Source organism: Kluyvera genomosp. 1 (assembly GCF_001266615.1).
Classification (GTDB): Bacteria; Pseudomonadota; Gammaproteobacteria; order Enterobacterales; family Enterobacteriaceae; genus Kluyvera; species Kluyvera cryocrescens_A.
Map to the genome: position 1 here is coordinate 86,681 of NZ_LGHZ01000006.1, position 20,621 is coordinate 107,301.

At 53.6% G+C, this 20,621-nt stretch carries 19 protein-coding genes; 12 read left to right on the forward strand and 7 right to left on the reverse strand.

Annotated elements, in window-relative coordinates; translation table 11 throughout:
- Window positions 1-3 precede the first annotated feature (3 nt).
- The 6 genes from KP80_RS04815 to KP80_RS04840 all read left to right on the forward strand — a co-directional run bounded on the left by KP80_RS04815 (window position 4) and on the right by KP80_RS04840 (window position 7,357).
- Entirely contained in the window at window positions 4-1,182 is a 1,179-nt protein-coding gene (locus KP80_RS04815) for a Gfo/Idh/MocA family protein (RefSeq protein ID WP_052282448.1), read from the forward strand.
- Between the two features lie 2 nt (window positions 1,183-1,184).
- On the forward strand, window positions 1,185-2,252 hold the full coding sequence (locus tag KP80_RS04820) for a Gfo/Idh/MocA family protein (RefSeq protein ID WP_052282449.1): 1,068 nt from the start codon (window positions 1,185-1,187) through the stop codon (window positions 2,250-2,252).
- A gap of 11 nt (window positions 2,253-2,263) precedes the next feature.
- Complete coding sequence (locus KP80_RS04825; RefSeq protein WP_052282450.1) at window positions 2,264-3,286, forward strand: Gfo/Idh/MocA family protein; 1,023 nt, start codon at window positions 2,264-2,266, stop codon at window positions 3,284-3,286.
- Window positions 3,287-3,376: 90 nt separating this feature from the next.
- Window positions 3,377-4,921, forward strand: coding sequence for an MFS transporter (locus tag KP80_RS04830; RefSeq protein WP_052282451.1), 1,545 nt, complete (start codon window positions 3,377-3,379; stop codon window positions 4,919-4,921).
- A 72-nt stretch (window positions 4,922-4,993) separates the two neighbouring features.
- Window positions 4,994-5,830, forward strand: a complete 837-nt coding sequence (locus KP80_RS04835; RefSeq protein WP_082221712.1) for an acyltransferase — start codon at window positions 4,994-4,996, stop codon at window positions 5,828-5,830.
- 183 nt (window positions 5,831-6,013) lie between these two features.
- Complete coding sequence (locus KP80_RS04840) at window positions 6,014-7,357, forward strand: hemolysin family protein (protein ID WP_052282453.1); 1,344 nt, start codon at window positions 6,014-6,016, stop codon at window positions 7,355-7,357.
- A 70-nt stretch (window positions 7,358-7,427) separates the two neighbouring features.
- On the opposite strand, the gene KP80_RS04845 is transcribed toward KP80_RS04840, so the two are convergent.
- A complete protein-coding gene (locus KP80_RS04845) occupies window positions 7,428-7,634 on the reverse strand; it encodes a DUF1107 domain-containing protein (protein WP_052282454.1) in 207 nt (68 codons plus the stop codon).
- 322 nt (window positions 7,635-7,956) lie between these two features.
- Between KP80_RS04845 and KP80_RS04850 the strand changes: the two genes are divergently transcribed.
- Entirely contained in the window at window positions 7,957-8,511 is a 555-nt protein-coding gene (locus KP80_RS04850; RefSeq protein ID WP_052282455.1) for a YtfJ family protein, read from the forward strand.
- On the opposite strand, the gene KP80_RS04855 is transcribed toward KP80_RS04850, so the two are convergent.
- Together KP80_RS04855 and cysQ are read right to left on the reverse strand one after the other, a co-directional pair.
- Window positions 8,512-9,354, reverse strand: a complete 843-nt coding sequence (locus KP80_RS04855) for a D-alanyl-D-alanine carboxypeptidase family protein (protein ID WP_052282456.1) — start codon at window positions 9,352-9,354, stop codon at window positions 8,512-8,514.
- Between the two features lie 61 nt (window positions 9,355-9,415).
- On the reverse strand, window positions 9,416-10,162 hold the full coding sequence (cysQ, locus tag KP80_RS04860) for a 3'(2'),5'-bisphosphate nucleotidase CysQ (RefSeq protein WP_052282457.1): 747 nt from the start codon (window positions 10,160-10,162) through the stop codon (window positions 9,416-9,418).
- A gap of 211 nt (window positions 10,163-10,373) precedes the next feature.
- Between cysQ and cpdB the strand changes: the two genes are divergently transcribed.
- Entirely contained in the window at window positions 10,374-12,317 is a 1,944-nt protein-coding gene (gene cpdB / locus KP80_RS04865) for a 2',3'-cyclic-nucleotide 2'-phosphodiesterase (RefSeq protein ID WP_156315578.1), read from the forward strand.
- A gap of 70 nt (window positions 12,318-12,387) precedes the next feature.
- Here cpdB and KP80_RS04870 read toward each other — a convergent pair whose 3' ends face one another.
- A complete protein-coding gene (locus tag KP80_RS04870; RefSeq protein ID WP_052282459.1) occupies window positions 12,388-12,795 on the reverse strand; it encodes a winged helix-turn-helix transcriptional regulator in 408 nt (135 codons plus the stop codon).
- An 84-nt stretch (window positions 12,796-12,879) separates the two neighbouring features.
- Here KP80_RS04870 and KP80_RS04875 point away from each other — a divergent pair, with 84 nt between their 5' ends.
- The 3 genes from KP80_RS04875 to KP80_RS04885 all read left to right on the forward strand — a co-directional run bounded on the left by KP80_RS04875 (window position 12,880) and on the right by KP80_RS04885 (window position 15,675).
- The gene (locus KP80_RS04875; RefSeq protein WP_052282460.1) at window positions 12,880-13,728 is read left to right on the forward strand and encodes an SDR family oxidoreductase; all 849 of its coding nucleotides are present in this window, start codon (window positions 12,880-12,882) and stop codon (window positions 13,726-13,728) included.
- Window positions 13,729-13,809: 81 nt separating this feature from the next.
- Entirely contained in the window at window positions 13,810-14,634 is an 825-nt protein-coding gene (locus KP80_RS04880) for an AraC family transcriptional regulator (protein ID WP_052282461.1), read from the forward strand.
- Between the two features lie 75 nt (window positions 14,635-14,709).
- The gene (locus KP80_RS04885) at window positions 14,710-15,675 is read left to right on the forward strand and encodes a DMT family transporter (protein ID WP_052282471.1); all 966 of its coding nucleotides are present in this window, start codon (window positions 14,710-14,712) and stop codon (window positions 15,673-15,675) included.
- Between the two features lie 3 nt (window positions 15,676-15,678).
- On the opposite strand, the gene KP80_RS04890 is transcribed toward KP80_RS04885, so the two are convergent.
- Window positions 15,679-17,328: a methyl-accepting chemotaxis protein gene (locus KP80_RS04890; RefSeq protein WP_052282462.1), complete on the reverse strand. Its 1,650-nt coding sequence runs from the start codon at window positions 17,326-17,328 to the stop codon at window positions 15,679-15,681.
- Window positions 17,329-17,559: 231 nt separating this feature from the next.
- Here KP80_RS04890 and ytfE point away from each other — a divergent pair, with 231 nt between their 5' ends.
- Window positions 17,560-18,222 carry an iron-sulfur cluster repair protein YtfE gene (gene ytfE / locus KP80_RS04895; protein WP_052282463.1) on the forward strand — a complete coding sequence of 221 codons (663 nt, stop codon included), beginning with the start codon at window positions 17,560-17,562 and terminating at the stop codon, window positions 18,220-18,222.
- Between the two features lie 36 nt (window positions 18,223-18,258).
- Here ytfE and nudI read toward each other — a convergent pair whose 3' ends face one another.
- Window positions 18,259-18,684: a nucleoside triphosphatase NudI gene (gene nudI / locus KP80_RS04900; protein WP_052282464.1), complete on the reverse strand. Its 426-nt coding sequence runs from the start codon at window positions 18,682-18,684 to the stop codon at window positions 18,259-18,261.
- A gap of 249 nt (window positions 18,685-18,933) precedes the next feature.
- Entirely contained in the window at window positions 18,934-20,340 is a 1,407-nt protein-coding gene (cycA, locus tag KP80_RS04905) for a D-serine/D-alanine/glycine transporter (RefSeq protein WP_052282465.1), read from the reverse strand.
- Window positions 20,341-20,621: the final 281 nt, after the last annotated feature.

Sequence of the window (20,621 nt, forward strand, 5' to 3'; positions counted from 1 at the left end):
ATCATGTTACGTATTGCGATTGTGGGAACAGGGAACATTTCCCATAACCATATTCAGGGATATCAGGAATTTGCCGACCGCTGCCAGATTGTGGCGCTGGTCGATATCTATCCGGAAAAGGCGCAAGAAAAGAAAGAACGCTATGGCCTGAACAGCGCCACCGTTTTTAGCAGCCATCAGGCAATGCTCGAGTCGGGGATTGAAGTTGATATCGTCGATGTTTGCACGCCGCCGTATGTACACGCCGAGATCAGTATCGATGCACTGAATGCCGGCAAGCACGTGCTGTGCGAAAAACCGATGGCCGCCTCACTGGAAGAGTGTGATGCGATGATCGCCGCCCAGCGTGCCAGCGGCAAGATTCTGTCGATTATCGCGCAAAACCGCTTTACCGATGCTTTCTGGCGGCTGAAACAGGTCGTCGACTCCGGTGAGCTCGGCAAAGTGTGCCACGCGCAGGTTGACTCATTCTGGTGGCGCGGCCACTGCTACTACGACCTGTGGTGGCGCGGCACTTGGGAAAAAGAGGGCGGCGGCTGCACCCTCAACCATGCGGTACACCATATTGACGCCATTCAGTGGATGCTCGGTTTCCCGAGGGAAGTGGTGGCAATGATGACCAACGTCGCCCACGACAACGCCGAAGTGGAAGATCTCTCCGCCGCGATTTTCCGTTACAGCAGCGGCGCGCTCACCCAGCTTACCGCATCGGTGGTACATCACGGTGAAGATCAGAAGATTGTCATCCAGGGCGATAAAGCGCGGATCTCCGCACCGTGGGACGTCTGGGCGAGTGTTTCAGCCGACAACGGCTTCCCGCAGGAACAGCACGACAGCGAGCGCGAAACGCGGCTGGACGCCCTGTTCCGTAACACGCCAAAGCTGAAATATACCCTGCATACCGGGCAGATTAACGATCTGCTAAACGCAATCGATCATCAAGGCGAACCGCTGATTGACGGCGTGCAGGGCAAGCGCTCGCTGGAGCTGATTACCGCCATTTATCAATCATCGATCACCGGACGCGTGGTGACCCTCCCCGTCAATCCGCAAGAACCCTGGTATAAAACCGGCGGCCTGGTTTCCCTCGCCCCCCGCTTCTACCAGAAGGGCGCATCGGTGGAAAACTTCAGTGAAGTGGGGGCGATCCCACTGGGTAAAGATTTGGACAAAGGAGCATAAACATGAGCATCAAAGACGGTATGAACTACGCCCCGGTGGGCAAACCCCAACCGGTTGTCGCTGCGGGTGAGTTTGTCATTGCCGCCGCCGCGCTGGACCACGGCCATATCTACGGAATGTGCAACGGCCTGATTGAAGCCGGTGCCACGTTGAAATGGGTCTATGACCCCGATCCCGCCAAAGTGGATAAATTTGTCCAGCAGTACCCGCAGGTGAAAATCGCCCCGACCCTCGACGTCATTCTCAACGATAGCAGCGTACAGCTGGTAGCAGGTGCGGCGATTCCTTCCGAGCGATGCGCCTTAGGGCTGAAAGTGATGGATGCGGGTAAAGACTATTTTACCGATAAGGCTCCGTTAACCACGCTGGCACAGCTGGAAGCCGCCAAACTTAAAGTGGCGCAAACCGGGCGTAAATACGCGGTTTACTACAGCGAACGTCTGCACGTTGAAAGCGCCGTATTTGCCGGACAGCTGGTACAGCAAGGAGCGATTGGCCGCGTCATGCAAACGCTGGGAGTGGGCCCACATCGTGAAGGTACTGGCCGCCCGGATTGGTTCTACGAGAAAGAATTTTTCGGCGGCATCCTGTGCGATATCGGCAGCCATCAAATTGAACAGTTCCTATTTTACACCGGCAACAACGACGCTCACATTGTGGCAAGCCAGGTGCGCAACGTGAACCACCCACAGTATCCGCAGTTTGAGGATTTTGGCGATGCGATGCTGGCCGGTGACAACGGTGCCACCGGCTACTTCCGCTGCGACTGGTTCACGCCGGATGGTCTCTCGAGCTGGGGCGACGGGCGTCTAACCCTGCTGGGCACCGAGGGCTATATCGAAATCCGCAAATACGTCGATATCACCCGTGGCGAGCAGGACGTGGTCTATCTGGTTAATAAAGAGGGCGAATTCCGCTATCCGGTTGCCGGTCAGGTTGGCTTCCCATACTTCGGCCAGTTGATTCTCGACTGCCTGAACCGGACAGAAAACGCCATGACCCAGGAACACACTTTTAAAGCGGCCGAGCTGTGCATGAAAGCGCAAATGCTGGCAAACGCGGTGGCCTAACGGGAGCAAAGATGAAAACACGTCAAGCGGCTATTATCGGCGCAGGAGCTATCCATACCTGTCACGTGGAGGCACTAAGCCATCTTCCTGATGTCGTGCTGCGCGCCATTGTTGATACCGACAGCGATAAAGGCAATCGCCTGGCGGCGAGCTACGGCTGCCAGTTTTTCCAGGACTACCGCGAGATGCTACTGGACGGAGCCGTTGACGTGGTGCACATCTGCACGCCGCACTCCCTGCATAAGCCGATGATCCTTGCCGCGCTGGCGGCAGGGAAACAGGTGTTCTGCGAAAAGCCGCTGGTGATGAGCCCCCTGGAGGTAGATGAGATTGCGTCCGCTGCCGCTATCGCTCAGCGTCACGTCGGCATCTGTTATCAAAACCGTCTCAATCCGACCAGTCTGGCTATCGCCCGCAGTATTGAGGAAAACGCACTTGGTCCAATGCGCGCTATCAAAGCGGTGCTGACCTGGTCGCGTTCGGGCAACTACTATGCAGACAGCCCCTGGCGCGGCAGTTTTTCCACCGAGGGAGGTAGCCTACTGATAAACCAGGCCATTCATACACTCGATCTGATGCAGTGGTTTGGTGCTGGCGTCAGCCGCCTGAAAGGAACGGTCGACAGTACCCTACTGGCCGATGAGATTGAAACCGAAGACAGCGCCATGGCGACCCTCTGTTTTAACAACGGTGCTCGCGGGCTGTTCTACGCCAGCAACTGCCATGCCAGCGATTCACCGCTGCTGCTGGAGCTGGAGTTTGAGCGCGGCATGTTGCGGCTCACGGACAACGAACTGTGGCAAATTCGTGGTGATGAACGCGTGAAGCTCGCCAGCAACGCTTCGCCGGACGGCGTGGGCAAAAGCTATTGGGGAATTGGTCACCAGCAGGCAATACGACAGTTTTACCAGGCGCTCGATAACCCAACCCAAGGACATTATTGCGGTATAAATCAGGCGGCAAAATCATTACAGATGGTTAATGCCATTTACCAATCGTCACTATTGAGGAAGTGGGTGAATATAACGCAGTGATGGTCATCCAGTTTTTCCTGCTGTCAATAATATACAGTGCAGGGGCAACTCTGCACTGATAAACCCTACCAGTACAGGAATAATAATATCATGGTAAAACCAACCGAACGTCGCGTTGGCTATGGCATTGCCATTGGCTACGGCGTAACAGACCTTTTTGGCGGCGGTGCCTTTGCCGTAATAGGAACATGGCTTTTATTTTTTTATACTACTTATTGCGGATTGACCGTATTAGAGGCTGGGTCAATATTCGCGATTGCCCGAATTATTGATGCTATTTTAAGCCCGGTGATGGGTTACATCACTGATAACTTTGCGCATACCTGGCTTGGTCGCAAGTTCGGCCGACGCCGTTTCTTCTTGCTGATAAGCTCCCCGCTGATGTTCCTGTATGCGCTGGTCTGGGTCACCGACATGAACTACTGGTACTATCTCGGTACCTACCTCTCCATTGAACTGCTGTCCGCGATGGTATTAGTACCCTGGGAGACGCTTGCCGCCGAGATGACCAATCGCTTTAGCGAGCGTACGCGACTCTCCGGCGTGCGTATGATGTGTTCGGCATTGGGTGGTTTCCTGGCGGTTTCCGTTCCCGGTATTATTATGCAATACACGGGTCATGATAACGCCTTTACGTTCACCTTAACCGGGATCGTTTTTGCTGTTATTTACTGCGTGGCGGTATTTACCACCTGGGCCTGCACCTGGGAAGCCAAAGACGTGCGCGAAGAGTATGAATTCCAGCCCGATAATCAACGAAGCAGTGGGTTATTTAATCATTTAAAATATTTAGTTATCGATCTTATTTCCTCTTTCAAAATACGGATATTTCGCCAGCATATTCTGATTTATATCTGCTCTTTTACCGCCATGGATGTATTTGGTTCCGTATTTACTTATTACGTGGTGTACGCTCTACATCATGATGCCGGAATGGTTTCCGGGTTATTAAGTATTGCTGCCTTTGTCTCTATTCCCGGCACCTTCGGTTTTATGATGTTAATGAATAAGTTTAATCTGACGCCCTCTGCGGCGCTGAGGCTTTCTTACGGTAGCATTTTGCTGGTACTGGCCTTTTTATTTATCACCTACGTTGGGCATTTGCAGGTGCCTGCACTGCTGTTTTCCGCCGTGTTTGTCCTGCTGGGTTTGGCAAAAGCAGGGCTGTATTACATCCCGTGGAATATCTATAGCTTTATCCCCGATGTGGATGAAATTGTGACTCGCCAGCGTCGGGAGGGGATCTTCGCTGGCGTGATGGTGTTAACCCGTAAAAGCACCGTGGCGCTGGCGATTATGCTGATTGGTATCGTGCTGGAAGAAAGCGGGTTTGTGAAAGGCGGTGGTACGCAACCTGCAAGTGCGCTACATGCAATTATTGGCCTAATGATATTCGCCACCGCGGGACTGCTGGCCATCAGCTTCTACATCACGTACCGCTTCAAGCTGACGCAGAAAACGCACAGCATTCTGATTAAAGAAGTCGCCCGTCGTAAGCTTGGCGGCAGCGCGCAGGACTGCGACCAGGAGACCCGCGACGTCATTCTCGCCCTGACCGGCTATCCCTACGATAAAGTGTGGGATGCGGCGTCTGATGGCAGCCTGAAAACCAGAGCACTGCCGACAAACGGTTAACTGACAGAAAAACCGGCTTGATAAACTCAAGCCGGTTAAGGCTTAAGATGGATAAGACATTGGTCGCCTGTTATGACTATCCGACTCAGTCAACAGGATAGCGACGTGGTTATCACCTCAAAAGAACAACTCAGCCAGCTCAAAGATAACCTCTTTGTGGGCGAGGCTCCTGAGCTCATCAACAGCACTATTACGTTTACGGGCACCAACAATATTCTTGCCTGCGAAAAAGGCGTCACGTTGCAGGATACGCGCATTCATTTCAACGCGAACCATTCCGTTATCTATTTAAGCGCCAGCCACGCACCCTATATCGCAAAGATTGTGACCCACAATAATTCGACCTGCTACATCGGTCAGAATAACTACATCAACGACACCCTGACGCTTATCCTGTCGGAAGGCAAAAATATCATGATCGGCAGTGAATGCTGCATTTCACTGGGGATTTGGATGCGCAACGCGGACCCACACCTGGTGTTTAGCGCCGAGAGCCATAACAGAATAAATCCATCACGCAGTATTTATATCGGTGACCACGTCTGGCTTGGACAGAGTTCGATGATCCTCAAAGGGTCAATTATCCACTCAGGATCAATCGTGGGTGCAATGAGCCTGGTGGCGGGAAAAGAGATTGCTTCCAATAGCTGTTGGGGGGGGAACCCGGCCGCAAAGATTAAAGAGCAGATTTTCTGGTCTGGTGAATGCGTACATAGCTGGACCGAAGAGACTACACATTATTACGCCACCTGCGAGCATGACCATTACATATTTGCCAACTGCGGTCAGGTCATTAACATCAATGAGTTAGAGCAGCGACTCCAGCATGCCAAAACCGCAGCGGACAGGTTCAATGTACTGCTCAATACCGTATTAAAAAACAACAATAAAAACAGATTCTATGGCTAACTCGATGAGACAAATCCTCATCTCATCGTTACAAAAGTGACCTCTGGCGGCTTTACAGTGCTTTACGCTATACTAGCTGCTGAAATGATCGCCCCACCGCTACGGGGCGATATTCAATATGTACTTCACGCGGATTTATCCACTTCCCCTTTCGAGGATCTGGCCTAACGGGTCGGATAAGATATGTTAAACAGTATATTCATCATAATTTGCCTGATCGCTGTCAGTGCGTTTTTCTCGATATCCGAGATTTCACTTGCCGCATCGCGCAAAATTAAACTGAAACTCCTTGCCGATGAAGGCAATATCAACGCACAGCGTGTTCTAAAAATGCAGGAAAACCCCGGTATGTTCTTTACCGTGGTGCAAATTGGTCTTAACGCGGTCGCCATTCTCGGCGGTATCGTCGGCGACGCGGCATTCTCTCCCGCTTTCCACTCTCTGTTCTCCCAATATATGTCTCCGGAACTCTCCGAGCAGCTGAGCTTCATCCTCTCCTTCTCGCTGGTCACCGGTCTGTTCATCCTGTTTGCCGATTTAACTCCGAAACGCATCGGTATGGTGGCGCCTGAAGTTGTGGCTCTGCGTATCATCAACCCGATGCGCTTCTGCTTGTTCATCTTCCGTCCGCTGGTCTGGTTCTTCAACGGCATGGCCAACATCATCTTCCGCATCTTCAAGCTGCCGATGGAGCGTAAAGACGATCTGACCTCTGACGATATTTACGCCGTCTTTGAAGCCGGTGCACTGTCAGGCGTGCTGCGTAAGCAAGAACACGAACTGATTGAAAACGTGTTTGAACTCGAATCCCGTACCGTGCCGTCCTCCATGACGCCACGTGAAAATGTTATCTGGTTCGATCTGCACGAAGATGAGCAGAGCCTGAAAAATAAGGTCGCCGAACATCCACACTCCAAGTTCCTGGTGTGTAATGAAGATATCGACCACATCATTGGCTACGTTGACTCAAAAGACCTGCTGAACCGCGTACTGGCGAATCAGAGCATGGCGCTGAACAGCGGCGTGCAGATCCGCAATACGCTGATCGTGCCGGATACCCTGACGCTATCAGAAGCGCTGGAAAGCTTCAAAACGGCCGGTGAAGACTTCGCAGTGATCATGAACGAATATGCACTGGTCGTAGGGATTATCACCCTTAACGACGTGATGACCACCCTGATGGGCGATCTCGTTGGTCAGGGGCTGGAAGAGCAAATTGTGGCCCGTGATGAGAACTCATGGTTGATTGACGGCGGTACACCGATTGACGACGTGATGCGCGTGCTGGATATCGACGATTTCCCGCAGTCGGACAACTATGAAACCATCGGCGGCTTCATGATGTTTATGCTGCGTAAGATTCCGAAACGCACCGACTCGGTGAAGTTCTCCGGCTACAAGTTTGAGGTGGTGGATATCGATAACTACCGCATCGACCAGCTGCTGGTGACGCGAATTGATAATAAGCCAACGGTGCTGGTGCCTAAACAAGCTGACCTGATGGAAAGCGAGCACAGCAACGCGTAAATGACATCCGCTACAAACATCAACGGCTCCCATTGGGAGCCGTTTTCAATTCTGCCGCATTGCGGTTCGTTTACGCCATTTCGGTCTGTAAACGTAACACCTGGCGGTTCACTTCAGACATGACAGATAGGTGCTGCTTGTCGCGAATTTTCGGGATAAGGATTTTCCCTTTATCAAACTCAAAAGCGCCAACGTCCTTGATATACAACCGTCCACGGAACAGGGTCTTAACGTATTTTGCTACCTGAAACGGGTTGTAGCGTTGGAAAATTTTCATTTTAATCTCCTGCGAGTACTACGCCCTAGTTGATCCACATTTGGCTTCAACGCTCCGGGGCGCAAAGTTAAATACTCGTTAACTATAGTCCATAAAAACTAAGGGCCTCCATCATAGGGGGCCTTATTTACCAATTTATTACAATAATTCAGAACTTTCTTTTCAACCATACGATGAAGACAGTATAAGGCTTCATTTTTATGAGATTGTGTGCGGTCCTCCACAAACTGGCACCGTCTTTGCGGGAAAAGTCCATAAATCGCACTTATGATTAAAACTATCGACCAAGTGGTCGGATCACCTGCTTAAAAAAGGAAAAACCATGACCCTACGTACGCTACTGGCGGTTTCATGCCTGTTAATGCCGTTAATGGCAACCGCACATAACTTCACAAATGGACAACGCGTCGCTCCGGTTGGCGTGGCAGATCGAGGCGAATTGATTCTCGATAATGATAAGTTTAGCTACAAAAACTGGAATAGCGCGCAGCTGGCTGGAAAAGTGCGGGTGGTGCAACATATTGCCGGTCGCTCATCCGCCAAAGAGAAAAACGCCGCGCTGATCGAAGCGATTAAATCTGCCGGCCTGCCACACGACCGCTACCAGACTACCACCATCGTCAACACTGATGATGCGATTCCGGGCTCATCCATGTTTGTGCGTAGCAGCATTGAGAGTAATAAGAAGCTGTTCCCATGGTCACAGTTTGTGGTTGATAGCGACGGTGTCGTGCGTAAGGCCTGGCAGCTTAATGAAGGCAGCTCTGCCATCGTCGTACTGGATAAAGATGGCCGCATACAGTGGTCAAAGGACGGCGCTCTGACGGACGCGGAAGTCCAGCAGGTGATTGCCCTGCTGCATAAGTTGCTGGGTTAACTATTCGATTAACGTGGGGGCGCACTGAGGCCAGCGGTAGCCATTATGGACTGCCGTCAGCATCGCCTTCATATCGGCATAGCGCCCTTCGTTACTTGATGCGTGCAGTACAACACTTATCAAATCCGCGCCGCCTGGGGCGCGGGTATAAACCAACAGATGGTTAAGTGCGGCACCCAGCGTTCCGGTTTTTCCTCCTAATACCTCGACACCAATCGTCTCGACAAAAGTGAGCGATGATATGATCCTTTTTTGTCGCGGATTGGAGCCCTCAAGAGACAGCGTATATCGCCGTTTTCCCCAGATATCAGTAATCGCCGGATAATGCAGCGCAGCCAGCCCCAGACGCGCAATATCTCGTGCACAGGTGACCTGCCCTCTGGCAGCTAAACCGTGGGCATTGATAAAACGGCTGCGAAACATACCGAGCGACATCGCCACCCGATTCATCTGCTGCACAAAGCGCTGACGAGGGTCACCCTCTCCCCCTTCAAGCGCCAACAGGCGTTCTCCCATCGTACGCGCAACGATGGTTGCCGACACGTTACTGGAAGGGATGAGCATATTATGTAGTGCATCCCACAGGGTTAACGTATCGCCTGGCGTCAGATTGTTGCCAGAGCCAGGAGTCTCTTCTCCCTCCCGCATTATCAGCTTCAGCGTAATGTCGGGCTGGATCTGCAAAGCAGCGATCGCGGCCAATACTTTCGTCAAGGACGCGGGGGCGACGGAAAGTCGCTCATTATGAAGAAACAGTGGCTTACTGACCGATGTGGCCAGGTAACAGCAGGCGCTGCGCGCGCTCAGCGTCTCGCCGAGCGAATCGCGCCATAGTACAGACATACAACAGTCTCCGGACAGGAATGACAGCAGCATAGGGATCAATGCTGCTGTTGGCAAAAACTTAGAAAATCGACACCCGGAATCCTGGGTTGAGGAACGATTCGCGGGGAGTGTAATCCAGCGTTTTGCCTTGCCAGTCGTTGACGTGTGCGCCAGCGGCAGCGGCAACCGCGTGACCGGCTGCGGTATCCCAGATGTTGGTCGGCCCAAAGCGCGGGTAGAGCTGGGCTTCCCCCTCCGCCACCAGGCAGAACTTCAACGACGAACCAATCGACGCCGTCTGGTGTTCACCGAGCTGCTGGAGATACTCTTTGAGCTCATCGTCATTGGCAAAGTGCGAGCGGCTCACCACTACTTTTGGCGGGTTCGCGTCGCGAACCTGAATCGGTTTACGCACACCGCACTCTTCCTTCCACGCTTTCCCGTTCGCCGCGCTGTACATCACCTTCAGCACAGGTGCGTATACCACGCCAAGCACCGCTTTTCCGTTCTCAATCAACGCGATATTGACGGTGAACTCACCGTTACGTTTGATGAACTCTTTAGTACCATCGAGCGGGTCCACCAGCCAGTAGCGCTGCCAGTGCTGGCGGACATCCCAGCCCGGCGGATCTTCTTCTGACAGAATTGGCACGTCCGGCGTCATCGCCTTCAGACCGTTCACAATCACATGGTGAGCTGCGATATCCGCCGCCGTCACCGGGGAATCATCTTTCTTGCTGGTAACGTCTAACGGCTGTTTGCCATCGTACACCTGCATAATGGCATCGCCGGCGTCGCGCGCAAGCTGACTAACTTGTTCTAACATTCTCCACCTCGTTAAGATTACAGTGGCGTTAACTTATTGTTTTATTTATATCGCATCGCCGTTAATTCCGCTATGCCCATCATTGTTCTGGATAACTGTGAACCGCTGCCGATTTCCCGTCATGATTTTCTGGCATGATTCACACCTTCGTAAGCAACAGAAAATTAATACATTTAAATCTGTGTCTTAGATCTAAAAAAGGATGCCTCTGATGATCAAGTTTAGCGCAACGCTTCTGGCTACGCTGATTGCTGCCAGCGTCAATGCGGCAACGGTGGATCTCCGCATAATGGAAACTACCGATCTCCATAGCAATATGATGGATTTTGATTACTACAAAGATACCGCCACCGAAAAATTTGGCCTGGTCCGCACGGCGAGCCTGATCAACGCCGCACGCGACGAAGTGAAAAACAGCGTGCTGGTCGATAACGGCGATGTGATTCAGGGCAGCCCACTGGGCGACTACATGGCGGCAAAAGGTCTGAAACAGGGCGATATTCATCCGGTCTACAAGGCAATGAACCTGCTCGACTACGCGGTAGGCAACCTCGGTAATCACGAATTCAACTACGGCCTGGACTATCTGCACAAAGCGCTGGCCGGGGCGAAATTCCCGTACGTCAACGCCAATATTATCGATGTTAAAACCCAAAAACCGTTATTTACCCCATACCTGATAAAAGAAACGGAAGTCATCGATAAAGACGGCAGCAAGCATCAGCTCAAAATCGGCTATATCGGTTTTGTGCCGCCGCAGATTATGACGTGGGATAAAGCCAATCTGAGCGGCAAGGTGACGGTTAACGACATCACCGAAACGGCGCGTAAATATGTCCCAGAGATGCGCGCCAACGGCGCTGACGTGGTGGTGGTCATTGCCCACTCCGGGCTTTCCGCCGACCCGTATCAGGCGATGGCCGAAAACTCCGTCTACTACTTAAGCCAGGTGCCGGGCGTTGACGCGATTATGTTTGGTCATGCCCACGCAGTATTCCCAGGCAAGGACTTTGCCAATATTAAAGGCGCAGATATTGCCAAAGGCACGCTTAACGGCATTCCAGCAGTGATGCCGGGCATGTGGGGCGATCACCTTGGCGTGGTCGATCTGGTGCTCAACAACGACAGCGGGAAATGGCAGGTGAACTCCGCCCAGGCTCAGGCGCGGCCGATTTACGATGCGGCAGCGAAAAAATCGCTGGCGGCGGAAGACAGCAAACTGGTTGACGCCCTGAAGGCCGATCACGACGCGACCCGCGAGTTTGTCAGCAAGCCTATCGGCAAATCTTCCGACAATATGTACAGCTTCCTGTCGCTGGTGCAGGACGACCCAACCGTTCAGGTGGTCAATATGGCGCAAAAAGCCTACGTTGAGCACTATATTCAGGGTGACCCAGATCTGGCAAAACTGCCGGTACTGTCCGCCGCAGCCCCGTTTAAAGCCGGTGGACGTAAAAATGATCCGGCAAGCTTTGTCGAAGTCGAGAAAGGCCAACTCACCTTCCGTAACGCCGCCGATCTCTATCTGTACCCGAACACCCTGGTGGTGGTGAAAGCCAGTGGCAAAGAGGTGAAAGAGTGGCTGGAGTGCTCAGCCGGGCAGTTTAACCAGATCGATATCCACAGCAGCAAGCCGCAGGGCCTTATCAACTGGGATGGTTTCCGCACCTATAACTTCGACGTTATCGACGGCGTAAACTACCAGGTCGATATTACCCAACCGGCACGCTACGACGGTGAATGTCAGAGCATTAATCCAAAATCCGAGCGTATTAAAAATCTGACCTTTAACGGCAAGCCTATCGACCCGAACGCGACATTCCTCGTCGCCACCAACAACTACCGCGCCTACGGCGGTAAGTTTGCCGGCACCGGGGATAACCATATTGCCTTCGCTTCACCGGATGAGAACCGTTCCGTGCTGGCCGCATGGATAAGCGCCGAATCGAAGAAAACCGGGGAAATTCATCCAGCGGCCGATAACAACTGGCGTCTGGCCCCTATTCACAGCGACACCAAGCTGGATATCCGCTTTGAAACTTCACCGTCAGAAAAAGCGGCGGCATTTATCAAAGAGAAAGCGCAGTATCCGATGAAGCAGGTAGCGACCGATGATATTGGTTTTGCGATCTATCAGGTGGATTTGAGCAAGTAATCGCCATAACGGAGAGCGTATTGCTTCTCCGGATTATCACTGGCCGGGTCTTGTGACCCGGCCAATTTCTTTACGCCGACGCGGGTATTTCATCCTCATCTACCGCCGGGTGATTCGCCATCACTTCGGGCAAATTAACCTCAATCCAATCGGCCAGCGCCGCCACCTTCTCACTCACCGCCTCACCCATCGGCGTCAGGCTATACTCAACGTGCGGCGGGACCACCGGGTAGGAAATACGGTTAATAAAACCATCCTGCTCCAGTGCCTGTAGCGACTGAGCCAACATTTTTTCGCTCACGCCGCCCATCTTGCGGCGCAGGTCGCTAAAACGGTGCGTGCCTTCCCGCAGCGCCACCAAAATCAATACCCCCCAACGGCTGGTCACGTGTTTGAGCACGTCCCGCGAGGGGCAGCTTTCGGCAAACAGATTGCCGTTACGCAGCTTTTGCGTCAGCGTCGGTTTCAGTTCTTTCATACTTACCTTTTTGTACGTACTTACTAAAAGTTAGTTATGATGTTAGCTTACCACAACACCATACGAACACGAAGGAGAATACCCATGATCGCGATTACCGGAGCCACCGGCCAGCTTGGCCAGCACGTTGTTGCTAACCTGCTTCAGAGCACCGCCGCCAACCAATTGGTTGCCATCGTTCGTAACCCGGCGAAAGCTGAAGCGCTGAGCCAGCAAGGCGTGAATGTGCGTCAGGCCGACTATGGCGATGAGGCCGCGCTGACCAACGCGCTGCAGGGCGTGGATAAACTGCTGATTATCTCTTCCAGCGAAGTGGGCCAACGTGCGCCGCAGCACCGCAACATCATCCAGGCGGCAACCGCTGCTGGCGTGAAATTTATCGCCTACACCAGTCTACTGCACGCAGACACCTCCCCATTGGGACTGGCAGACGAACACATCGCCACCGAAAAAATGCTCGCCGACTCGGGTATCCCTTATGCGCTGCTGCGTAACGGCTGGTATACCGAAAACTATCTGGCTAGCGCACCACCCGCACTGGAGCATGGCGTCTTTATTGGTGCTGCTGGCGAGGGCAAAATCGCCTCGGCAACCCGTGCAGACTACGCCGCTGCTGCTGCACGCGTGATGAGCGAAGATAATCATGCTGGGAAAGTCTACGAACTGGCGGGCGATAACGGCTGGACGCTGAGCGAGCTGGCAGCCGAACTGGCAAAACAGAGCGGTAAAAAAGTGGTGTATCAGAACCTGAGCCAGGCGGATTTCGCCGCGGCGCTGAAGAGCGTGGGCCTGCCTGCCGGGCTGGCAGACATGCTGGCAGACTCTGACGTGGGCGCATCAAAAGGTGGTCTATTCGATGACAGCCATACCCTGAGCAAACTGATTGGTCGCCCAACCACGTCACTTGCCGACAGCGTCAAAGGCATCCTGTAAGCGTTAAAAATCGGTTAAATGTGGTAGCGCCCCTGCGGGCCATCTCTGATAATAAAAAGATGGCCCAGGGGGAAACATCACGTGCAAGGCGTACCGGAACTGTTTAACGATGAGAAAGACAGCGCGCGCTTTCGCCACCTGCCGCAGGTGCCGGGCGTTGAGCTGTACCATGCGCATATCTCGCGCTACGCTTTCGAGCCGCACACCCACGAAGCGTTTGGCATTGGCGTGATTGAAGCCGGGGCTGAGCGCTTTCGCTATCGCGGCAGCCAGTATGTCGCCCCCGTCCACTCCGTTGTCACCATGAACCCCGACGAACTACACACGGGCGAAGCCGAAACCGCCGACGGCTGGCGCTACCGGATGATCTATCTGGAGCCACAGCTGCTGGAGGACGTCACCGGCACCCGCCATTGGTGGTTTGCCGACGTGACCCGCCATGACCCTCTGCGTTCACAGCTGATTGGCCGCCAAATCCACGCACTCTGGCACACCGACGATCCGCTGGCACAAAAAGGGCTGCTGCTGGATATGATCGACACCTTCCAGCCGCTAGCCTGCCATGCGCCAGTGCCACCGGAAGCGGCTCATCGCTTTGCCCGCGTGCGTGAATACCTGTACGACAACTACATGCACTCCATTACTCTGGATGAACTGGCCAACGTCGCGGCGCTTAGCCCGTGGCATTTCCAGCGGCAGTTTAAGGCACATTTCCACGTCACTCCGCATCAGATGCTGATGGCGGTACGTCTATGGCGGGCAAAGGAATTTCTCACCTACGGTATGCCCGCCGCCGAAGTCGCCGCGGCCACTGGGCTTACCGACCAATCGCATCTGACTCGCGCATTTACTCAACGCTATGGCATTACCCCGGTGCGCTACCAAAAACAGGTTGCCCGTCGCTAATCAGCAATCTCATACAATACTGAACGCTTTTCCCTTCCTACACTTTGCCCATGATAAATCGATTGGAATCAAATGATGATTAGCGGTGTGCTGTACGCCCTGTTAGCGGGTTTAATGTGGGGGCTGATTTTCGTTGGGCCGCTTATCGTGCCGGATTATCCGGCGGTATTACAGTCGATGGGACGCTATCTGGCGCTGGGGCTGATTGCTCTGCCGCTTGCCTGGATGGGCCGTGCGCGTTTACGTCAGCTAAGTCGTCAGGACTGGTGGACAGCGCTAGCGCTCACGTTGGTGGGTAATGTGGTTTATTACGTCTGCCTTGCCAGCGCGATTCAGCGCACCGGTGCACCGGTTTCGACGATGATTATTGCTACGCTGCCGGTGGTGATCCCGATTTTTGCCAACCTGCTTTATAGCCAGCGCGATGGAAAGCTGTCGTGGATGCGGCTGATGCCAGCGCTGGTACTGATTGGCATCGGGCTGATGTGCGTAAACATTGCCGAACTGCGCCAGGGGCTGCCGGATTTCAGCGGCTGGCGCTATGGATCTGGTATCGCTCTCGCGTCTGTTTCGGTAGTGTGCTGGGCGTGGTATGCACTGCGCAACGCCCGCTGGCTGCGGGAAAACCCGGATAAACCGCCACTGATGTGGGCAACGGCCCAGGCACTGGTCACGCTGCCAGTATCGCTGGTCGGTTACGTCGCAGCTTGCCTCTGGCTACACCTGCAAACGCCTGATTTTGCCCTGCCCTTCGGCCCGCGCCCAACCGTGTTTATCGGCCTGATGATTGCCATCGCCGTGCTGTGTTCTTGGGTGGGTGCGCTGTGCTGGAACGTGGCGAGCCAGCGGTTGCCGACGGTGATCCTCGGGCCATTGATTGTCTTTGAAACGCTGGCGGGGCTGCTGTACACCTTCCTGCTTCGTCAAGAGATGCCGCCAATGTTAACGCTGAGCGGCATTACGCTGCTGGTGATAGGAGTGGTGATTGCGGTCCGGTCGAAACCGCAGAAACCGGCGGTAGTGCCAGTTTCTGAGGCCTGAGACTTAGAAGGTTTCCCAGTTCGCTTCGTTATGCACCGCCATTTTGGCTGACGGAGCGGACTTCTTTTTCACCGGCGATTTCTGCGCCTGCTGCTGGCGGGTGATTCGAAATACCGCCACCGTTTCGTTCAGACGTGCGGCCTGTTCTTCCAGCGCGGCAGCGGCTGTTGCCGATTCCTCCACCAGCGAGGCGTTCTGCTGCGTCACGCGGTCCATCTCGGCAACCGCCTGGCCGACCTGATCGATACCCCGGCTCTGTTCATCAGAGGCCGAGGCGATTTCACCCATAATGTCGCTCACGCGGGTCACAGCGTTAACAATTTCAGCCATGGTCTCTCCCGCTTCATGCACCAGCGCAGAACCGGCGCTGACGCGATTACCCGAGTCGTCAATCAGCCCTTTGATCTCTTTCGCCGCCTGCGCGCTACGCTGCGCTAGCGTACGCACTTCCCCGGCAACTACCGCAAAGCCGCGCCCTTGCTCACCGGCGCGCGCCGCTTCTACCGCGGCGTTCAGCGCCAGAATGTTGGTCTGGAAAGCGATGCCGTCAATCACATTGGTGATCTGCGCAATTTTGCTCGAGCTGGCCGCGATTTCATCCATGGTACGCACCACGCCATCCACTACATTACCGCCCTTCTGGGCCGTCTCCGATGCGTTTTGCGCCAGCTGAGTTGCCTGACGAGCGTTATCGGCGTTCTGCTTCACGGTTGCGGTCAGTTGCTCCATGCTGGCTGCCGTCTCTTCCAGCGATGCCGCTTGCTGCTCGGTGCGCGAAGAAAGATCGTTGCTGCCCGCTGAGATTTCACCCGCACCGGTATAAATGGTGTCCGCCCCTTCGCGCACCACGCCAACGGTTTTTGCCAGCGACTGCTGCATCTCGTTGACGTTACGCGCCAGCAGCGCCATTTCGTTACTGCCTTCGGTGTTGATATTGTTGGTCAGGTCACCCTCGGCAATATGGCGAATATGTTCCATTACCCCATGGAGAGGTTTCAGCAGCACGCGCTGCATGGCCATCCAGCTCACCACAATTACGGCCACCACCAGCAGCATAATTGCCGCCAGGGACCACAGAATGCGGGAATAATCACTTTCATTTTGCTTAATACCGGCATTGGTCAATGAGGCCTGCGCGGCGCGCCACTCCTGATAAACAGCCTGCATGGCCTGCTGTTTCTGCTCGGCATTTTGCTTGAACATCTCTTCCAGCTTACCTTCGGCCAGCAGTTCATTCATTCGCGCAAGCGTTGCAGAATAAATACCGTACTGCTTCTCCAGGCTGTCCGACAGATGCCCATCCAGCCCCGGGGTTTCCGGCAGCGCATAGTATTTGTCATAGTGGCGCTTCGCGTCAGCCAAAAGATTATTGGCCGTCTCCACCAGCGTTTTCAGCTCGCCACCATTGGTGCTGCTCGCCATCGTGCCTTGCAGGCGCAACATGCCGCGGTTTAGGGTCACTCGGGCTTGGTTTAAGCTAATCCAGGCATCGGTAAATTCCGCCACGTTCTGGCTGGAAAGCTGGGAAACGGTAAAGTTTTGCTTGTCGTTGTTAAGTGCGCGTACGAAAACGCCCGCGGAAATAAGCTGCATCGCGCCCAGCGCGAACAGCACGATAATCAGTACGGTAATGACTTTTATTCGTTTGAACATCATTTGCCTTTCTAGTGCAGGTGGTCTGAAGTCTCACTATCGGCAGCGCGGCGGGGTTATTTAATCGATTCAGGTCTTACCAGAGTCATTCTTAATAAGATTCAGCACCTTAAACGGCAATAATTTTTTGTGACAACCATCACCTAATTCCGCTCCCTCGAAAGGGGTATATCTTCATTTTAAAGATGCATTTAAAATACATCTTATATTATTGATGACGAGGTAACTGCTATGACCTTTCGCGACCAACCCTTAGGCGAGCTGGCGCTCTCCATCCCACGCGCATCCGCGCTGTTCCGTAAATATGATATGGATTACTGCTGCGGCGGTAAGCAGACACTCGCACGTGCAGCGAGCAGGAAAGAGCTGGACGTTGCCGTGATTGAAGCGGAGCTGGCAAAGCTGGCGGAAGAGCCGGTCGAGAAAGACTGGCGCGTTGCCCCGCTACCGGAAATCATCGACCATATTATTGTGCGCTACCATGACCGTCACCGTGAACAGCTGCCAGAGCTGATTTTGCAGGCGACCAAAGTAGAACGCGTTCACGCGGATAAACCCAACGTACCGAAAGGTCTGGCGAAATATCTGACTATGCTGCACCAGGAGCTCTCCAGCCACATGATGAAAGAGGAGCAGATTCTGTTCCCGATGATCAAACAAGGAATGGGCAGCCAGGCGATGGGGCCTATCAGCGTGATGGAAAGCGAGCACGATGAAGCGGGTGAACTGCTGGAAGTGATTAAGCACACCACCCAAAACGTCACTATTCCGCCGGAAGCCTGCACGACCTGGAAGGCAATGTACAACGGTATTAATGAAATGATTGATGATCTGATGGAGCACATCAGTCTCGAAAATAACGTCCTGTTCCCGCGCGCACTCGCCGGGGAATAAGTTCGCTATCCGCCTCCAATACGGAGGCGGATTTTTTTACAGCAGCCCTTTCTGACGGAAGGTTTCCCGCGTCGCCACGTTGAGATCCATGCTGGCTAACTCTTCCGCTTTAACCCACGCGATTTCCTGAAATTCTTCATTAAAGGTCACATCGCGATTGGCGCTTATACAGTCGAAGATAAGATAAATCATGTAGATCTGCTCGGTTGTCCCATCCGCGTAGGTTTTTACCCGCACGTCGTCACGAAACGCCCACGGCTTCACTTCGCTTATCACCAACGCTTCGCCCAGCTCTTCGCGGATTTCACGCAACAGCGCCTGTTCCATGGTTTCACCAGCCTCCATACCGCCGCCGGAAATCGCCCATTGGCCGGGGAAGACACCGCGATCGTCGGCCATTTTGCACAGCAGGTACTCGCCCTCGTTTTGAATTACCGGGCAGACAATGGTTCTCTGACGCATTTCATCTCCATATGCTTTCAGGTGTGGCGGGGAAACTAGCACGTTGGCTGGCAGGGTTCTACGAGGCGGGACGCAAAAACAAATAAAGCGCCCCGAAGGGCAACACCGTGAGCTTAAGATTGAGATACCCGGGGCGACCGCCGGGTTTGGCGTCCCTCCGGGAACCAAATCCCGGCGTTTCCCCTAATCACTTTGCTTACGTTAACGGGGTTACCCCGAAGGGCGCTTTATCACAGAGGCGAAGGTCGCTTACTTAGCTTGCTGATTCTTACGCAAGAACATCCAGCCCAGCCCCAGTACGATGAACCAAATTGGCGTCACCATCAGCGCTTCGCGGGTATCGGCTTCCAGCGTCAGCAGAACCAGAACAAAGGCGAAGAATGCCATACAAACCCAGCACATCACTTTGCCCAGCGGCATTTTGTACTTAGAAGACTCATGCAGATGAGGACGCTTCTTACGGTACACCAGGTAAGAGCACAGAATAATCGTCCAAACAAACATGAACAGGATTGCCGACACGGTGGTGATCATCGTAAATGCGGCAATCACGCTAGGGTTCACCATCAGCATCACCACGCCGCCCAGCAGGCAGATACAGGAGAAGGTCAGGCCTTTCGCTGGTACCGCACGCTTGGAAAGTTTGGCAAACAGGCTCGGCGCAACGCCATCCTGTGCCAGACCGAACAGCATACGGCTGGTCGAGAATACGCCGCTGTTGGCAGAAGAGGTCGCAGAAGTCAGCACCACAAAGTTGATGATACTCGCCGCGGCCGGCAGGCCGACCAGCATAAACAGTTCAACGAACGGGCTCTTATCCGGCACCACGGAGCTCCACGGCGTCACCGACATAATCACGATCAGCGCGAAGACGTAGAACATGATGATACGAATCGGAATCGAGTTAATCGCGCGCGGCAGGGATTTCTCCGGGTCTTTGGTTTCCGCGGCGGTAGTACCTACCAGTTCAATCCCAACGAAGGCGAAGACCGCTATCTGGAAGCCAGCAAAGAAGCCGCTAATGCCTTTCGGGAACCAGCCGCCGTCATTCCACAGATGTTCAAAGGAGGCTTCGACACCGGTTGGTGATTTGAAGTGCATCAGCACCATCACCAGACCCACGACAATCAGCGCTACAATGGCGACGATTTTGATCATCGCAAACCAGAACTCCATCTCACCAAACATCTTCACGGTGGCGAGGTTCAGGCTCAGCAGAAGGACAACGACCGCCAGCGACGCGACCCAGTCCGAGAGTCCGGGGAACCAGAACTGGGCATACGCGGTAATCGCCACCACGTCGGCCATCCCGGTCACTACCCAGCAGAACCAGTAGGTCCAACCGGTGAAATAGCCCGCCCACGGGCCCAGCAGGTCAGCAGCGAAGTCGCTAAACGACTTATATTCCAGGTTGGAGAGCAGCAGCTCGCCCATCGCACGCATGACGAAGAACAGCATAAAACCGATGATCATATAAACGAAAATGATCGATGGCCCAGCGAGACTGATAGTTTTACCCGATCCCATAAACAGACCTGTCCCGATGGCGCCGCCGATCGCGATAAGCTGAATATGCCGGTTAGTGAGGTTTCGCCGTAGCGATTGTTCAGCCGGCTCCTGCTCAGAGGCAGCAGCGACTTTGATCTGATCAACCATGTATTTTTCTTCCTGTTGTTTCTGTCTGTGTTGTGCGGGCTCTACTGGCCCTTTATGTCGTCATGCAAGACGATCCTATCTATAGGATGCCTCGATATTAGGTAAGAATCGGAGGGATGAATACTATGATTTAAATATAATGTTAATTTTATGTTTAAAGTGAGTGTTATATCACCTCACCTATGGGAAACAGCTCACAAAAATACACGCAACAGCGGTATTTGCAAGATTAAATCCCAGGATATATCAAACTTCAGGAGTTTGTATCCCCTCTCCGGCCG

What these genes read in the sequence shown, in the direction of transcription:
- KP80_RS04815 (WP_052282448.1), top strand. Translation starts at nt 4, where the DNA reads ATGTTACGTATTGCGATTGTGGGAACAGGGAACATTTCCCATAACCAT.
- KP80_RS04820 (WP_052282449.1), top strand. Translation starts at nt 1,185, where the DNA reads ATGAGCATCAAAGACGGTATGAACTACGCCCCGGTGGGCAAACCCCAA.
- KP80_RS04825 (WP_052282450.1), top strand. Translation starts at nt 2,264, where the DNA reads ATGAAAACACGTCAAGCGGCTATTATCGGCGCAGGAGCTATCCATACC.
- KP80_RS04830 (WP_052282451.1), top strand. Translation starts at nt 3,377, where the DNA reads ATGGTAAAACCAACCGAACGTCGCGTTGGCTATGGCATTGCCATTGGC.
- KP80_RS04835 (WP_082221712.1), top strand. Translation starts at nt 4,994, where the DNA reads ATGACTATCCGACTCAGTCAACAGGATAGCGACGTGGTTATCACCTCA.
- KP80_RS04840 (WP_052282453.1), top strand. Translation starts at nt 6,014, where the DNA reads ATGTTAAACAGTATATTCATCATAATTTGCCTGATCGCTGTCAGTGCG.
- KP80_RS04845 (WP_052282454.1), bottom strand. Translation starts at nt 7,634, where the DNA reads ATGAAAATTTTCCAACGCTACAACCCGTTTCAGGTAGCAAAATACGTT.
- KP80_RS04850 (WP_052282455.1), top strand. Translation starts at nt 7,957, where the DNA reads ATGACCCTACGTACGCTACTGGCGGTTTCATGCCTGTTAATGCCGTTA.
- KP80_RS04855 (WP_052282456.1), bottom strand. Translation starts at nt 9,354, where the DNA reads ATGTCTGTACTATGGCGCGATTCGCTCGGCGAGACGCTGAGCGCGCGC.
- cysQ (WP_052282457.1), bottom strand. Translation starts at nt 10,162, where the DNA reads ATGTTAGAACAAGTTAGTCAGCTTGCGCGCGACGCCGGCGATGCCATT.
- cpdB (WP_156315578.1), top strand. Translation starts at nt 10,374, where the DNA reads ATGATCAAGTTTAGCGCAACGCTTCTGGCTACGCTGATTGCTGCCAGC.
- KP80_RS04870 (WP_052282459.1), bottom strand. Translation starts at nt 12,795, where the DNA reads ATGAAAGAACTGAAACCGACGCTGACGCAAAAGCTGCGTAACGGCAAT.
- KP80_RS04875 (WP_052282460.1), top strand. Translation starts at nt 12,880, where the DNA reads ATGATCGCGATTACCGGAGCCACCGGCCAGCTTGGCCAGCACGTTGTT.
- KP80_RS04885 (WP_052282471.1), top strand. Translation starts at nt 14,710, where the DNA reads ATGATTAGCGGTGTGCTGTACGCCCTGTTAGCGGGTTTAATGTGGGGG.
- KP80_RS04890 (WP_052282462.1), bottom strand. Translation starts at nt 17,328, where the DNA reads ATGTTCAAACGAATAAAAGTCATTACCGTACTGATTATCGTGCTGTTC.
- ytfE (WP_052282463.1), top strand. Translation starts at nt 17,560, where the DNA reads ATGACCTTTCGCGACCAACCCTTAGGCGAGCTGGCGCTCTCCATCCCA.
- nudI (WP_052282464.1), bottom strand. Translation starts at nt 18,684, where the DNA reads ATGCGTCAGAGAACCATTGTCTGCCCGGTAATTCAAAACGAGGGCGAG.
- cycA (WP_052282465.1), bottom strand. Translation starts at nt 20,340, where the DNA reads ATGGTTGATCAGATCAAAGTCGCTGCTGCCTCTGAGCAGGAGCCGGCT.